Source organism: Bradyrhizobium sp., assembly GCF_030693485.1.
Lineage (GTDB): Bacteria > Pseudomonadota > Alphaproteobacteria > Rhizobiales > Xanthobacteraceae > Bradyrhizobium.
In genome coordinates, this window is sequence record NZ_JAUYAN010000051.1 from 1 (window position 1) to 14,152 (window position 14,152).

General features: G+C 63.1%; 10 protein-coding genes and 1 tRNA gene. 6 read left to right on the forward strand and 5 right to left on the reverse strand.

Annotation, left to right across the window (positions count from 1 at the left end; genetic code table 11):
- From Q8N40_RS03975 to Q8N40_RS03985, 3 genes are all read right to left on the reverse strand, one after another.
- Positions 1 to 663: adenylate/guanylate cyclase domain-containing protein (locus Q8N40_RS03975; protein ID WP_305710880.1), on the reverse strand; the 663-nt coding region annotated here is incomplete at its 3' end.
- A gap of 352 nt (positions 664 to 1,015) precedes the next feature.
- Positions 1,016 to 2,425, reverse strand: coding sequence for a type I glutamate--ammonia ligase (gene glnA / locus Q8N40_RS03980; RefSeq protein ID WP_305318778.1), 1,410 nt, complete (start codon positions 2,423 to 2,425; stop codon positions 1,016 to 1,018).
- A 107-nt stretch (positions 2,426 to 2,532) separates the two neighbouring features.
- Complete coding sequence (locus tag Q8N40_RS03985; protein ID WP_011441447.1) at positions 2,533 to 2,871, reverse strand: P-II family nitrogen regulator; 339 nt, start codon at positions 2,869 to 2,871, stop codon at positions 2,533 to 2,535.
- A gap of 367 nt (positions 2,872 to 3,238) precedes the next feature.
- Between Q8N40_RS03985 and Q8N40_RS03990 the strand changes: the two genes are divergently transcribed.
- Positions 3,239 to 4,741 (forward strand): NAD(P)H-hydrate dehydratase, encoded by a 1,503-nt coding sequence (locus Q8N40_RS03990; RefSeq protein ID WP_305710881.1) that lies wholly within the window; start codon positions 3,239 to 3,241, stop codon positions 4,739 to 4,741.
- Between the two features lie 78 nt (positions 4,742 to 4,819).
- Here Q8N40_RS03990 and Q8N40_RS03995 read toward each other — a convergent pair whose 3' ends face one another.
- The gene (locus Q8N40_RS03995; RefSeq protein WP_305710882.1) at positions 4,820 to 5,902 is read right to left on the reverse strand and encodes an enolase C-terminal domain-like protein; all 1,083 of its coding nucleotides are present in this window, start codon (positions 5,900 to 5,902) and stop codon (positions 4,820 to 4,822) included.
- A 10-nt stretch (positions 5,903 to 5,912) separates the two neighbouring features.
- Entirely contained in the window at positions 5,913 to 7,223 is a 1,311-nt protein-coding gene (locus Q8N40_RS04000) for a multicopper oxidase family protein (RefSeq protein WP_305710883.1), read from the reverse strand.
- Positions 7,224 to 7,373: 150 nt separating this feature from the next.
- Here Q8N40_RS04000 and Q8N40_RS04005 point away from each other — a divergent pair.
- The 5 genes from Q8N40_RS04005 to lon all read left to right on the forward strand — a co-directional run.
- Positions 7,374 to 7,458, forward strand: a tRNA-Leu gene (locus Q8N40_RS04005).
- Between the two features lie 171 nt (positions 7,459 to 7,629).
- The gene (tig, locus tag Q8N40_RS04010; RefSeq protein ID WP_305710884.1) at positions 7,630 to 8,991 is read left to right on the forward strand and encodes a trigger factor; all 1,362 of its coding nucleotides are present in this window, start codon (positions 7,630 to 7,632) and stop codon (positions 8,989 to 8,991) included.
- Between the two features lie 279 nt (positions 8,992 to 9,270).
- A complete protein-coding gene (locus Q8N40_RS04015) occupies positions 9,271 to 9,903 on the forward strand; it encodes an ATP-dependent Clp protease proteolytic subunit (protein ID WP_305318782.1) in 633 nt (210 codons plus the stop codon).
- Between the two features lie 464 nt (positions 9,904 to 10,367).
- Positions 10,368 to 11,642, forward strand: a complete 1,275-nt coding sequence (clpX, locus tag Q8N40_RS04020) for an ATP-dependent Clp protease ATP-binding subunit ClpX (protein WP_027537232.1) — start codon at positions 10,368 to 10,370, stop codon at positions 11,640 to 11,642.
- Between the two features lie 308 nt (positions 11,643 to 11,950).
- A partial coding sequence (lon, locus tag Q8N40_RS04025; RefSeq protein ID WP_305710885.1) for an endopeptidase La occupies positions 11,951 to 14,152 on the forward strand: 2,202 nt, incomplete at its 3' end.

The window sequence follows — 14,152 nt, forward strand, 5'->3', positions numbered from 1 at the left end:
CACGCCATCGGCGAAATAGTCTTGCTCAGGATCGCCACCGATGTTGGCAAAGGGCAGCACCACGATCGAAAGACGAGCGGTCGGAGGCAGGCCCAGTTTCAGTCGGCTATCCTGCTGGTCCAAGCCAAAGTTGTCCCGAACCACGGCATAAGCCCGTACTGGACGGGCAATGTTCTTGAGGCTTTGCTCGCCCAAATCGGAAAACTTGAGTTTGACCTTTTCGCGAACTTGATCGTAGGCGGAACCCGAGATGCAAATGCCTCCGGGCTCGGCGATACCTTCAAGTCGTGCCGCGACGTTGACGCCGTCACCGAGAATGTCGTCGCCCTCGATTAGGATGTCGCCGAGGTTGATCCCGATCCGAAACAGCATGCGCAGGTCCTGTGGTACGCCGACGTTACGTTCATCCATGACTCCCTGTACAGCCACCGCGCATTCCACTGCATCGACGACCGAGGCAAACTCGAGCAACAAGCCATCACCCGTGGTCTTGACGATACGGCCGCCATGCTTGGCGATTAGTGCGTCGGAGACGACACGATGTTCGCGCAGGCTTCGGGCCGTGCCCACCTCATCGATCCCCATGAGGCGCGAATAGCCCGCAACGTCGGCGGCCAATATCGCCGCCAGCCTTCGTTCGACCCTTATTTGATCTTCCCCCACGCCGAATTTCCCCCGAGGTTAATCGTACGATAAATTGGGAAGGGGCGCCAACAACGTCGTTTACCGACCCATTTTGTGGAATCGCGTCTGCAGTTGGTACCTTCGGACCTGCCGCTATCACGATGGGGTAGCATTGCAATTTATTGCGGTGCGTGAGTCCCCTGTTGGGCACTTTTCGGATCTCGCGAGAGGTCCGACTTAAGTCAGGAAACTCACCAAAGCGGACGTCCACTGACCACTCCGAATCCGTGGTTTCACACCCTGTTTCCCAAAACAAAGGGCGCCCCCACCGGAGCGCCTTTCGCATTTCGTGAGCCGTCATTTCCGCGAGGCAGGTGCGCCCCGCGAAGAATCACTGCGAATAGTACATGTCGAATTCGACCGGATGCGGGGTCATCTCAAAACGCTCGACTTCGGTCATCTTCAGTTCGATGAAGCTGTCGATGAAGTCGTCGTCGAACACACCGCCGGCCTTGAGGAAGCCGCGGTTCTTGTCGAGATTTTCCAGCGCCTCGCGGAGCGAACCGCAGACCGTCGGAATCGACTTCAGTTCTTCCTTCGGCAGGTCGTAGAGGTCCTTGTCCATCGCCGGACCCGGATCGATCTTGTTCTTGATGCCGTCGAGGCCGGCCATCACCATCGCGGCGAAGGCGAGGTAGGGGTTGGCCATCGGATCGGGGAAACGCACCTCGACGCGCTTGGCCTTCGGATTGTTGGTGTAGGGGATGCGGCAGGAGGCCGAACGGTTGCGCGCGGAGTAGGCGAGCAGCACGGGGGCTTCATAGCCGGGGACCAGGCGCTTGTAGGAGTTGGTCGACGGGTTGGTGAAGGCGTTGATGGCCTTGGCGTGCTTGATGATGCCGCCGATGTAGTGCAGGCAGGTCTCCGAGAGATCGGCGTATTTGTTGCCGGCGAAGACAGGCTTGCCGTCCTTCCAGATCGACTGATGGACGTGCATGCCCGAGCCGTTGTCGCCATAGACCGGCTTCGGCATGAAGGTGGCGGTCTTGCCATAGATGTGCGCGACCTGGTGGATGCAATATTTGTAGATCTGCATCTGGTCGGCCATCAGCGTCAGCGTGTCGAACTTCATGCCGAGTTCGTGCTGGGCAGAGGCGACTTCGTGGTGATGCTTCTCGACCTTGACGCCCATCTTGGCCATCGCGCCGAGCATTTCCGAGCGCATGTCCTGCACCGAGTCCTGCGGTGGGACCGGGAAGTAGCCGCCCTTGGTGCGGATGCGGTGGCCGAGGTTGCCGCCCTCATATTCGGTGTCGGAGTTAGTGGGCAGTTCCGACGAATCCAGCTTGAAGCCGGTGTTGTAGGGGGTGGTCTGGTAGCGGACGTCGTCGAACACGAAGAATTCCGCTTCCGGTCCGACGAACACGGTGTCGCCGATGCCCATCGACTTGACCATCGCTTCGGCCTTCTTGGCGATGCCGCGCGGGTCGCGGTTGTAGGGCTCGCCGGTGCTCGGTTCCAGCACGTCGCAGGTGATGACCATGGTGGTTTCGGCGAAGAACGGATCGATCGTCGCGGTGACGGGATCGGGCATCAGGGTCATGTCGGATTCGTTGATCGCCTTCCAGCCGGCGATCGAGGAGCCGTCGAACATCGTGCCCTCGGCGAAGATTTCCTCGTCGATCATGCTGATGTCGAATGTCACATGCTGCCACTTGCCGCGCGGATCGGTGAAACGCAGGTCGACGTATTTGACGTCGTTGTCCTTGATCGATTTCAGGACGTCTTTGGCGGTCTTCATAATTACCCCTTTTGGCTGACAGGTCGACGAGATCTGGCCGCGGGCAGCGACCGTCGGTGATGCTCAATACAATTGGGCCAAGCCCAACACAATATCAGTGGCGCGATTCAGATGGCATCCAGCCCGGATTCGCCGGTTCTGATGCGGATGGCTTCCTCGATGTTGGAGACGAAGATCTTGCCGTCGCCGATCCGCCCGGTCTGGGCGGCGCGCCGGATCGCGTCGATCGCCTTCTCGACCAGGTCGTCGCCGATCACGATCTCGATTTTGACCTTGGGCAGGAAGTCCACGATGTACTCGGCGCCGCGATAGAGCTCGGCGTGGCCCTTTTGCCGCCCGAAGCCCTTGGCTTCGGTAACGGTGATGCCCTGCAGTCCGACTTCCTGAAGCGCTTCCTTCACCTCGTCGAGCTTGAATGGCTTGATGATGGCTTCGATTTTTTTCACTGAACGCCTCCCGGGCACTTCCATATTGCAGACTGCAGGTTTGTTTCACGAAGCGCGTGGCGCGCAATGGTCAATCGTCTGTTCCGGCCCCTCATGCGTCTCCGCAGCACTGGTTCATTGGCGGTCGGCACGACGATCAGAGCCGGCTTCCCCAAAAGCAGGGTCTATGCCAAGTTATGACGGTGCCTGATTTTGAAATGTTATCAGACTTTTAACAGGCATGGACCAGCGCCCGGAGCAGTATGCCCATGATACTGAAGCCTGTTAAATAGGCAAACAGGTCAATCGGTGTGCATTCGGTGCGGGTCAAGTGTGTGCGCGAGACTGGGATTGCCTCAGGATGAGGCGCGTGGATCGGGAATTCGGCATGGAAGTTCTCAACGCAGCCGAGATGGAGCGAGCCGATCGGCTGACCATTGCCGCGGGCACGCCCGGCTTCGCGCTGATGCTCAGCGCCGGTCAAGCGGTCGCCGAGGCCGCGATGGATCTGGTTGAGGAAGGGCCGATCGTGGTGGTCGCCGGCGCCGGCAATAATGGCGGCGACGGTTTTGTGGCGGCGGCCGAGCTTGCGGCGCGCGGCCGCGAGGTATCGGTCATCCTGTTGTGCGAGCGGGACAGTTTGCAGGGCGATGCCGCCTCGGCGGCGAGGGGATGGAAGTTTCCGGTGCTGCCGTTCAATCCGCAGGCGATTGGCAAGCCGGCGCTGATCATCGACGCGCTGTTCGGCGCCGGCCTCAACCGGCCGGTCGAGGGCGAACCCTATGCGATGATCGAGGCCATCAACGCCAACGGCGCGCCGGTTCTCAGCGTCGACCTGCCGAGCGGCATCAACGGCACCACCGCCCTGGTCATGGGCATCGCCGTCAACGCCACCGAGACGGTGACGTTCTTCCGGCGCAAGCCGGCGCATCTGTTGCTGCCGGGCCGGATGCATGCCGGCCGCCGGGTGCGCGTCGCCGATATCGGCATCGACCCCGCCGTGCTCGCCGAGATCAAGCCGCAGACCTTCGAGAACGTGCCGCAAGCCTGGCGCCCATCGTTTCCGGTGCCGCGGATCGACGGCCATAAATACGCCCGCGGCCATGCGGTGATGGTGTCGGGGGATATCGCCGCGACCGGTGCGGCGCGGCTGGCGGCGCGGGGCTGCCTGCGCGCCGGCGCCGGGCTGGTGACGCTGGCATCGCCCCGGGATGCCCTGGCCGTCAACGCAGCGGCACTGACGGCCGTGATGGTCCAGGCCATCGACAGCGTGGTCGAGTTCGCGGCGTTGCTGACCGACCGCCGCCTCAACGCCGTCGTGATCGGTCCGGGTGCCGGCGTGGGCGACCGTACCAGCGATTTCGTCCTCACCGCGCTGTCGGCGCAGCGCAGCCTCGTGCTCGACGCCGATGCGCTGACCAGCTTTGCGGCCGCGCCCGATCGCTTGTTTGAAGCCATTAACGCTTCGCATGGAGTTGAAGTGGTGCTGACGCCGCATGAAGGCGAATTTCCGCGGTTGTTCAGCGATATCAGCAACAAGCATCCCAATCGCTCGAAACTGGAACGGGTGCGGGCCGCCGCCGAACGCAGCGGCGCCGTGGTGCTGCTGAAGGGAGCGGATACCGTGGTGGCCTCGCCCGACGGGCGCGCCACCATTGCCTCCAACGCGCCGCCCTGGCTCGCCACCGCCGGCGCCGGCGATGTGCTGGCGGGAATGATCGGGGCAATGCTGGCGCAAGGCGTGCCGGCCTTCGAGGCCGCCTCGATCGGCGCCTGGATGCATGGCGAGGCCGCGCGCGAGGCAGGCCCGGGGCTGATCGCCGAAGACCTGCCGGAAGTGCTGCCGGCGGTGTTCCGCAGGCTCTATGACGAGTTCGGGATCGAGTATTGAGGGGGACGGTGGGCCGGGCGTTTACTGTACATGGGGTTGTTTTCGAGATTTTTGCAGAGGCCCCTGAAAAGGGGCGCTTCACACCAGATATTTTTTCACCGCAGCTTCGTCCCAATTCAGCCCAAGGCCGGGGCCGCGCGCGGTCAGGGCGCCGTCGACGATCCTGATCGGTTCGGCCAGAACGGCGCGGGCGAGGTCCAGAACCTCGAGCCAATGCGCCGTCGGCGTCACCGCCAGCATGTGGGCACTGGCTTCGGCAAACAGGTGGCTGGACATCGGGATTGAAGCCGCTTCGGCCTGTCCGGCGATACGCAGCCACCCTGTGACGCCGCCGCACTTCATCAGATCGGGCATGATGAAATCGGAAGCGCCGACCGCGATCGCTTCGGCAAAGCCGCGCGGAAACCACCAGTTCTCGCCGGCCTGGATCGGGGTCGGGGACATCTCCCGGACCCTGGCATGGCCGAACAGGTTTTCCTGCGCGACGGGTTCCTCGATCCAGTGCAGGTCGTAGGGAGCCAGACGTTCGATACGGCTGATGGCCTCCGCGGGATCGAGCGACTGGTTGAAGTCGATCATCAGCGCGATGTCGGGGCCGATCAGCTTGCGAACGCCTTTGACCACCCGCTCGTCATTGGCGGCGTCGCCGTCGCCGCCCTTGATCTTGATGCCGGCAAAACCTTGATCGAGCGAACGCTTGAGGTCCCCAGCGTCGGCCTTGGGATCGACCACGCCGTAACTGTCATAGGCCCGGATCGGCCGCGGCGAGCCGCCGAGCAGCGTGGCCAGCGGCTGGCCCGCCGCCTGGCCCAGCGCGTCCCAGAACGCCATGTCGAGGCCGGACACCGCCATGCCGACCAGGCCCTGCCAGCCGAGCAGGCGGAACCTGGCGTCCATCGCCGCCATCAGGTCGAACGGCGCGATCGCCTTGCCGGCGAGGTCGCGGCCGATCTCCTCGATCATCAGCACCAGCGGTTTCAACGTCAGCGGGGCGTAGGCGAAGATGTAGGAGTGCCCGGTAACGCCCTGATCGGTCACCACATCGATCAGCACCAGCGGCGCTGCCTCGATCACGCCGAAGGCGTTTTTGACCGGCCGGCTGATCGGCGCGACGACGGCGCGGGCCCTGACGCTGCGAATGGTGAGACTGGTTTGGCTCATGCTGGTTTCCTCACTCGACACTGTACCATCGCACAAGGCGGGGCGCCGCCCAATCGGTTGCGACGGATTCGATCAGCCAGCGGCCGGCGAATTCGGCGGCAAAGGCGATCCGCTGGGTCTGCCCGGGATCGATCGCCAGCGTATCCAGCCAGAACGGCTTCCAGCCGTCGTCGAGCCGGTCGAGCAGGCGGAAGTGATGGCCATGGAGATGGAATACGGTCGGGATGGCGGCGCGGTTGGTCAGCGCCAGCACCACGATGCGGCCGGCCTTGGCGCGGAACGCAGGCGCGGCGGAGATCGCAAAATTTGCCGGGGTCACCCAATCGGCTGGCGGTCCGCCGAGCGAAAGATCGACCCGCAACGCGCTCTTGAGATCGAGCCGGGCTGGCAGGCCATTGGAGGGCAGCGGGAGGGCGGCAGGGAGCGGCCCGGCCCGGAGCGCAGGCTCCGCCGACGTGACCAGCCGGGCGATCGGGCGGGCGTCCTTGCCGTCATGCAGCAGGATCGATGAATTCGTGCCCGGCGCCGCCGTCGCATCGACAAAGGCATCGATCCGGGTTCCCGGCGCCAGCACCAGCGCACCGCCGCGGGCCAGGAACGGCTCGGCCGGCTGGCCGTCGAGCGCCATCACCCGGACATCGTGGTTCTCGATTTTGACAGCAATGGTCGTGCGTTGGCAGCCATTGATGAAGCGAAGCCGCAGCCGCTGGTGGACGCGGGCGGGGATGTCGAGCACGGCCAGCCCGTTGATGGTGTAGGCAGGCACCGTGTCCCCGGGATCGAGTCCGGGCGCGATCGCGGACCCGTCCGGGCGCAGCCGCCAGTCCTCGATCAGCAATACCTCGTCGCGATCGACCGCCACCGGCTCGCTCTCGCTGACGATCAGCGGCAAGGCGCGCGATGGCCGGGCCTGACCGTCGCCGAGCAGGCGAAGGTCACACAGGAATGTTCCGGCGTGACGCAAGGGAATCACTAGCGTTTCCCTGGCGGCGGATGCCAGCGGCGCCCGCGTGGCCAGCGGTTCGGCGGCGGGGACCCCATCAAGCCCGCGCCAGCTGGCGACGGCCGGAACCGGAAGCCCGTTTGCGAGCGTGACCTCCAGCGTTTCGCCGCGCTTGAACCTGAAAGCGGCTCCCTCCAGCGTCCAGATCGGCGTCGCCGGCGCGCCCGGACGCAAGGCGATGACGCTCGCTTTGGCCTGCAGCGCCAGCGTCGGTCGCGCCTGGGCCGCCGCGATCGAAGGCAAGGCCGGGGCAAGGGCGGTCGCCCCCAGGCCGGCCAGGAGGTCACGTCGGTCCAGCCGGAAAATGCGATCTGCCATGGCGCCGATCCGGACCATTTTTGGCTTGAGAAGTCCAGCCGCCGCAGCTACGTCCTGAAGGCTCGAAAACGGCCATTTTTTTGCTGCGAACCGGTGCGCCCATGTTATAAGCCCGCCGCCCGCGCATCGCGGCCGAACGAGATGCTAACAGCGGGCGTGGCGGAATTGGTAGACGCGCTGGATTTAGGTTCCAGTGACGAAAGTTGTGGGGGTTCGAGTCCCTCCGCCCGCACCAAGCGCTGACAGCGTTTGCACAGGATTGCTGGAGGACCTGTCTCCGAAGGGGTGCATTCCCCTGACGAGATGGGGCCGCCGAACCACCGGCGCAGGTTTTGAAGCCTTGCGCGACCAGATTGACAATGTCCGTGCCGCGGAGGCCGGACCAAGCGGGAAGAAGATTGACGCCATGCAGGTCACAGAAACCCTCGCCGAGGGCTTGAAGCACGAATTCCAGATCAGCGTTCCCGCATCGGATCTCGATGCCAAGGCGGACGTCAAGCTGGTGGAGCTCAAGGACAAGGTCAAACTCAACGGCTTTCGTCCGGGCAAGGTGCCGGTGAGTCATCTCAAGAAGGTCTATGGCCGCTCCGTGATGGCCGAGACCATCGACCAGACCATCCGCGAGACCAACACGCAGATCTTTACCGATCGCGGGTTCCGTCTTGCCACCGAACCCAAGATCACGATGCCCACCGAGGCCAAGGAGGTCGAGGACATCCTGTCGGGCAAATCCGATCTCACCTACACCGTCTCGATCGAGGTGGTGCCCGCGATCGCGCTGGCCGATTTCAAGAGCTTTTCGGTCGAGAAGCCGGTCGTTGAAGTCACCGACGCCGATGTCGATGAAGCCATCAAGCGCATTGCCGACCAGAACCGGCCCTACGCCGCCAAGGCCGAGGGCGCCACCGCCGAGACCGGCGATCGGGCCACGATCTCCTTCAAGGGCAGCATCGACGGCGTGCCGTTCGAGGGCGGCACCGGCGAGGGCATCCAGGTCGTGATCGGCGCCGGGCAGTTCATTCCCGGCTTCGAGGAGCAGTTGATCGGCATCGCCACCGGCGAAACCCGCACCCTGAAGGTCTCATTTCCGAAGAACTACGCCAGCGAGAAGCTGGCCGGCCAGGCCGCCGAGTTCGAGACCACCGCGACCGCGATCGAATCGCCGCAGGACAGCGTCGTCGATGACGAGTTCGCCAAGACGCTCGGTCTCGAATCCCTCGACAAGCTGAAGGAAGCCGCGCGCGAGCGGCTGGTGGCCGAATTCGCCGGCGCAACCCGTCAGAAGGTCAAGCGCATGCTGCTGGACCGGCTCGACGAAGCCCACCGCTTCGAGGCGCCGCCGTCGCTGGTCGAGGAAGAGTTCAACTTGATGTGGAACTCGATCAAGGCCGAGATGGAGTCCGGCGGCAAGACCTTCGCCGACGAAGACACCACCGAAGAGGCCGCCAGGGAAGAATACCAGAAGATCGCCGACCGAAGGGTCCGGCTCGGCCTGGTGCTGTCCGAGATCGGCGAGAAGAACAAGATCACGGTCACCGACGACGAAGTCAGCCGCGCGGTGATCGAGCGCGCGCGCCAGATGCCCGGCCGCGAGAAGGAAGTCTGGGACTACTATCGCAGCAATACCAACGCGCTCGCCCAGCTTCGTGCACCGATCTACGAGGACAAGGTGGTCGATTTCATCCTCGAATTGGCCAACGTGACCGAGAAAAAGGTCACCCGCGAGGACCTTTACAAGGACGACGACGCGGAAAAGAGCGCGGCCTGACCTGAGACATCCGTCAGTCCGGCGTTAAGGTTGAGGCGCGAAACCGGCATGGCGACGGCATCCGTCGCTATGCCCGGTCGCGCGAATCAGCTTCAACTGCACCCAATTCCGCTCGCTTCTGACCCGGTCTTGTTACCGGGGATTTGGCCCATATCTGAGCCAAGTCGTGTCTGAGATGTCCTTTAATAAGTCCTGCATCACGGGACGTTCGTCCACATCAGGCAATGTTTCACTGCCGTCTTGCTGATGGATGTCCGCCTCCAAAACCTTGGGTGATTAATGCGCGATCCGGTCGAAACCTACATGCAACTCGTGCCGATGGTGGTCGAACAGACCAACCGTGGCGAACGCGCCTACGACATCTTTTCGCGCCTGCTGAAAGAACGCATCATTTTCCTGACCGGACCGGTCGAGGACGGCATGTCGACGCTGGTGGTCGCGCAGCTGCTGTTCCTCGAGGCCGAGAATCCGAAGAAGGAAATCTCGATGTACATCAACTCGCCCGGCGGCGTGGTGACCTCGGGCCTGGCGATCTACGACACCATGCAGTTCATCCGCCCGCCGGTTTCGACGCTTTGCACCGGTCAGGCGGCGTCGATGGGTTCGCTGCTGCTGGCCGCCGGCCACAAGGACATGCGCTTCTCGCTGCCGAATTCGCGCATCATGGTGCACCAGCCCTCCGGCGGCTTCCAGGGCCAGGCCACCGACATCATGCTGCACGCCCAGGAAATCCTGAACCTGAAGAAGCGGCTCAACGAAATCTACGTCAAGCACACCGGACAGACCTTCAAGGCGATCGAGGATGCGCTGGAACGCGACAAGTTCCTTACCGCCGAGATGGCCCGCGACTTCGGCATTGTCGACAAGGTGATCGACAAGCGCCAGGAAGAGGTAGCGGCCAAGACTCCCTGAGAAGACTCCCTGAGAAGATTCCGTGGAAGGCTCGTAGTTGTCCGGAGCCGCGCGTTGTTTCCAGCTCATACCGGTCGCCAGCGGCCAAATTCGGCCGCTGGCGGGACATTTGTGCCCCTAATGGGCTGCAGGTTCCGCTTTCGTGCCGGTTTGGCGGCGTGGCAATCGCGCAACGCCCGGATGATTTCGACAGGCCCGCCTCGCGTGAAAGCCGCAAATCACGGTATTGTAACGGGGATCGACCGGCCCGGCGATTAGCGAATTCTTGATAGTCGGGTGCGACCATGGTTGGCTAGCTGGGATAGGTTAAGGTTTGCAGGGGATTCGAGTTGGCCGCGATTCGTGCGGTATCTGAAGCTAGGGTCTTTTTTGGTACGGATTTTGCTCTATCTAGAACTTGCGCCGGCTAAGTGCCGGAATGGGGCGATCGAGCGGACGAGATCGAACGGCGGACGGAGATAAGAATGAGTAAGGTCGGCACGAGCGACTCCAAGAACACGCTGTATTGCTCGTTCTGTGGCAAGAGCCAGCATGAAGTTCGCAAACTGATCGCGGGTCCCACCGTATTCATCTGCGACGAATGCGTTGAGCTGTGCATGGACATCATCCGGGAGGAAAACAAATCCTCGCTGGTGAAGTCGCGCGACGGCATCCCGACCCCGAAGGAAATCTGCAAGGTCCTCGACGATTACGTGATCGGCCAGAGCCACGCCAAGAAGGTGCTCTCGGTCGCCGTCCACAATCACTACAAGCGGCTCAATCACCAGACCAAGCACAACGACGTCGAACTCGCGAAGTCGAACATCCTGCTGATCGGTCCGACCGGCTCGGGCAAGACGCTGCTGGCGCAGACGCTGGCGCGGATTCTCGACGTGCCGTTCACGATGGCGGATGCGACCACGCTGACCGAAGCCGGCTATGTCGGCGAGGACGTCGAGAACATCATCCTGAAGCTGCTGCAGTCGGCCGACTACAATGTCGAGCGCGCGCAGCGCGGCATCGTCTATATCGACGAAATCGACAAGATCAGCCGCAAGTCCGACAACCCCTCGATCACCCGTGACGTCTCGGGCGAGGGCGTGCAGCAGGCGCTGCTGAAGATCATGGAAGGCACGGTCGCTTCCGTGCCGCCGCAGGGCGGCCGCAAGCATCCGCAGCAGGAGTTCCTGCAGGTCGACACCACCAACATCCTGTTCATCTGCGGCGGCGCCTTCTCCGGGCTGGAGAAGATCATCTCCGCCCGCGGACGCTCGACCTCGATCGGCTTCGCGGCCCAGGTGCTGGCGCCGGAAGACCGCCGCACCGGCGAGATCTTCCGTCACGTCGAGCCCGAGGATCTCCTGAAGTACGGCCTGATTCCGGAATTCGTCGGCCGCCTGCCGGTGGTCGCGACGCTGGAGGATCTCGACGAGGCTTCGCTGAAGAAGATCCTGACCGATCCGAAGAACGCGCTGGTGAAGCAGTATCAGCGGCTGTTCGAAATGGAGAATATCGAGCTCACCTTCGCCGACGAGGCGCTTGGCGCGGTCGCCCGCAAGGCGATCGAACGCAAGACCGGCGCGCGCGGCCTGCGCTCGATTCTCGAAAGCATCCTGCTGGAGACCATGTTCGATCTCCCGGGTCTGGAAGGCGTCGAAGAGGTCGTGATCTCGCGCGAAGTCGTCGAGGGAACCGCTCGCCCGCTTTACATCTATGCCGATCGTTCCGATCGCGCCGTCGAGAGCAGCGCCAGCGCCTGAGTGCGCGTCCGCTTGCTGTCGGATCAAGGTTTCGTAAGCGTCGGCCGCCGTATCCGGCGGCCGCTGTTGCGTAGGCTTTTATCCGCGTTGGCCCCGATTGGCGGGCTCTTTCCAGCGACTTGACACCCCCATGGCCGATAGCCACCTAATGCTCTCGGCGATGAGAACCTGACCGTAGGATTCGCCGATCACGATCCGGAAGACGAGGGCCGCGACGCGGTCATCCGAGCCGGAATTTACAGGCACCTTGTGGTGGTTGCGCAAGATCGCGGACTGCGTGCAAGGGGGCACAACAAAAGGAACAGGCCATGACGCCCCCCAAACCCCGGCCATCTATCGTTCACGGCGAAAGCCACTCCTATCCGGTGCTGCCGCTGCGCGACATCGTGGTGTTCCCGCACATGATCGTGCCGCTGTTCGTCGGCCGCGAGAAATCGATCCGGGCGCTCGAAGAAGTCATGAAGAATGACGCGCTGATCATGCTCGCGACCCAGAAGAACGCGTCGGACGACGATCCGAACCCGGATTCGATCTATGAAACCGGCACGCTCGCCAGCGTGTTGCAGCTGCTCAAATTGCCCGACGGCACCGTCAAGGTGCTGGTCGAGGGGCTTGAGCGCGCCAAGGTCCAGAAATATTCCGACCGAGCCGAGTACTACGAAGCGACCGCAATGGCGCTCGCCGACACCGACGCCACGTCCGTCGAGGCGGAAGCCCTGGCGCGCTCGGTCGTGTCCGATTTCGAGAGCTATGTGAAGCTCAACAAGAAGATCTCCGCCGAAGTCGTCGGCGTGGTGCAGGCCATCACCGATTTCGCCAAGCTCGGCGACACCGTGGCCTCGCATCTCGCCGTCAAGATCGCCGATCGCCAGGGCATCCTGGAGACGTTGTCCGTCACCGCGCGCCTGGAAAAGGTGCTCGGCCTGATGGAGAGCGAGATCTCGGTGCTGCAGGTCGAGAAGCGCATCCGCTCGCGCGTCAAGCGCCAGATGGAGAAGACCCAGCGCGAATATTATCTCAACGAGCAGATGAAGGCGATCCAGAAGGAGCTCGGCGACGACGAAGGCCGCGACGAGCTGGCCGATCTGGAAGAGAAGATTGCCAAGACCAAGCTGTCCAAGGAAGCCCGCGAGAAGGCGCAGCACGAGCTGAAGAAGCTGCGCCAGATGTCGCCGATGTCCGCGGAAGCCACCGTCGTGCGCAACTATCTCGACTGGCTGCTGTCGATCCCGTGGAACAAGAAGTCCAAGGTCAAGAAGGATCTGGTCGCCGCACAGGCCGTGCTCGACAACGACCATTACGGGCTGGAGAAGGTCAAGGACCGCATCGTCGAGTATCTCGCGGTGCAGTCCCGCGCCAACAAGCTGACCGGACCGATCCTGTGCCTGGTCGGGCCTCCCGGCGTCGGCAAGACCTCGCTCGGCAAGTCCATCGCCAAGGCGACGGGACGCGAATTCGTGCGCGTTTCGCTCGGCGGCGTGCGCGATGAAGCGGAGATCCGCGGTCACCGCCGCACCTATATCGGCTCGATGCCCGGCAAGATCATCCAGTCGATGCGCAAGGCCAAGACCTCGAACCCGCTGTTCCTGCTGGACGAGATCGACAAGATGGGCGCCGATTTCCGCGGCGATCCGTCGTCGGCTTTGCTCGAGGTGCTGGACCCCGAACAGAACGGCACCTTTGCCGATCACTATCTTGAGGTCGACTACGATCTCTCCAACGTGATGTTCATCACGACCGCGAATACGCTGAATATTCCGGGCCCGCTGATGGACCGCATGGAGATCATCCGGATCGCCGGCTACACCGAGAACGAGAAGGTCGAGATCGCCCGCAAGCATCTGATCCCGAACGCGATCTCAAAGCACGGGCTGGATTCCAAGGAATGGTCGATCGACGACGACGCCTTGCTCTTGATGATCCGCCGCTACACCCGCGAAGCGGGCGTGCGCAACCTCGAACGTGAGCTTTCGACACTGGCCCGCAAGGCGGTGAAGGAACTCATGATGTCGAAGAAGAAGACGGTGAAGGTCACCGAGAAATCCCTCGAGGAGTTTCTCGGCGTGCCGAAGTACCGCTACGGCGAGATCGAGAGCGAGCCTCAGGTCGGTATCGTCACGGGCCTCGCCTGGACCGATGTCGGCGGCGAACTGCTCACGATCGAAGGCGTCATGATGCCCGGCAAGGGCAAGATGACGGTGACGGGCAATCTGCGCGACGTGATGAAGGAGTCGATTTCGGCGGCGGCATCCTATGTCCGCTCGCGCGCCGTCGGCTTCGGCATCGAGCCGCCGCTGTTCGACCGCCGCGACATCCACGTCCACGTGCCGGAGGGGGCGACCCCGAAGGACGGACCGTCGGCCGGCGTTGCGATGGCGACTGCGATCGTCTCCATCATGACCGGCATCCCGGTCCGGCACGATGTCGCCATGACCGGTGAGATCACGCTGCGAGGCCGCGTGCTGCCGATCGGCGGCCTGAAGGAGAAGCTCTTGGCGGCGGCCCGCGGC

What these genes read in the sequence shown, in the direction of transcription:
- glnA (WP_305318778.1), bottom strand. Translation starts at nt 2,425, where the DNA reads ATGAAGACCGCCAAAGACGTCCTGAAATCGATCAAGGACAACGACGTC.
- Q8N40_RS03990 (WP_305710881.1), top strand. Translation starts at nt 3,239, where the DNA reads ATGGAAGTTCTCAACGCAGCCGAGATGGAGCGAGCCGATCGGCTGACC.
- Q8N40_RS03995 (WP_305710882.1), bottom strand. Translation starts at nt 5,902, where the DNA reads ATGAGCCAAACCAGTCTCACCATTCGCAGCGTCAGGGCCCGCGCCGTC.
- Q8N40_RS04000 (WP_305710883.1), bottom strand. Translation starts at nt 7,223, where the DNA reads ATGGCAGATCGCATTTTCCGGCTGGACCGACGTGACCTCCTGGCCGGC.
- tig (WP_305710884.1), top strand. Translation starts at nt 7,630, where the DNA reads ATGCAGGTCACAGAAACCCTCGCCGAGGGCTTGAAGCACGAATTCCAG.
- Q8N40_RS04015 (WP_305318782.1), top strand. Translation starts at nt 9,271, where the DNA reads ATGCGCGATCCGGTCGAAACCTACATGCAACTCGTGCCGATGGTGGTC.
- clpX (WP_027537232.1), top strand. Translation starts at nt 10,368, where the DNA reads ATGAGTAAGGTCGGCACGAGCGACTCCAAGAACACGCTGTATTGCTCG.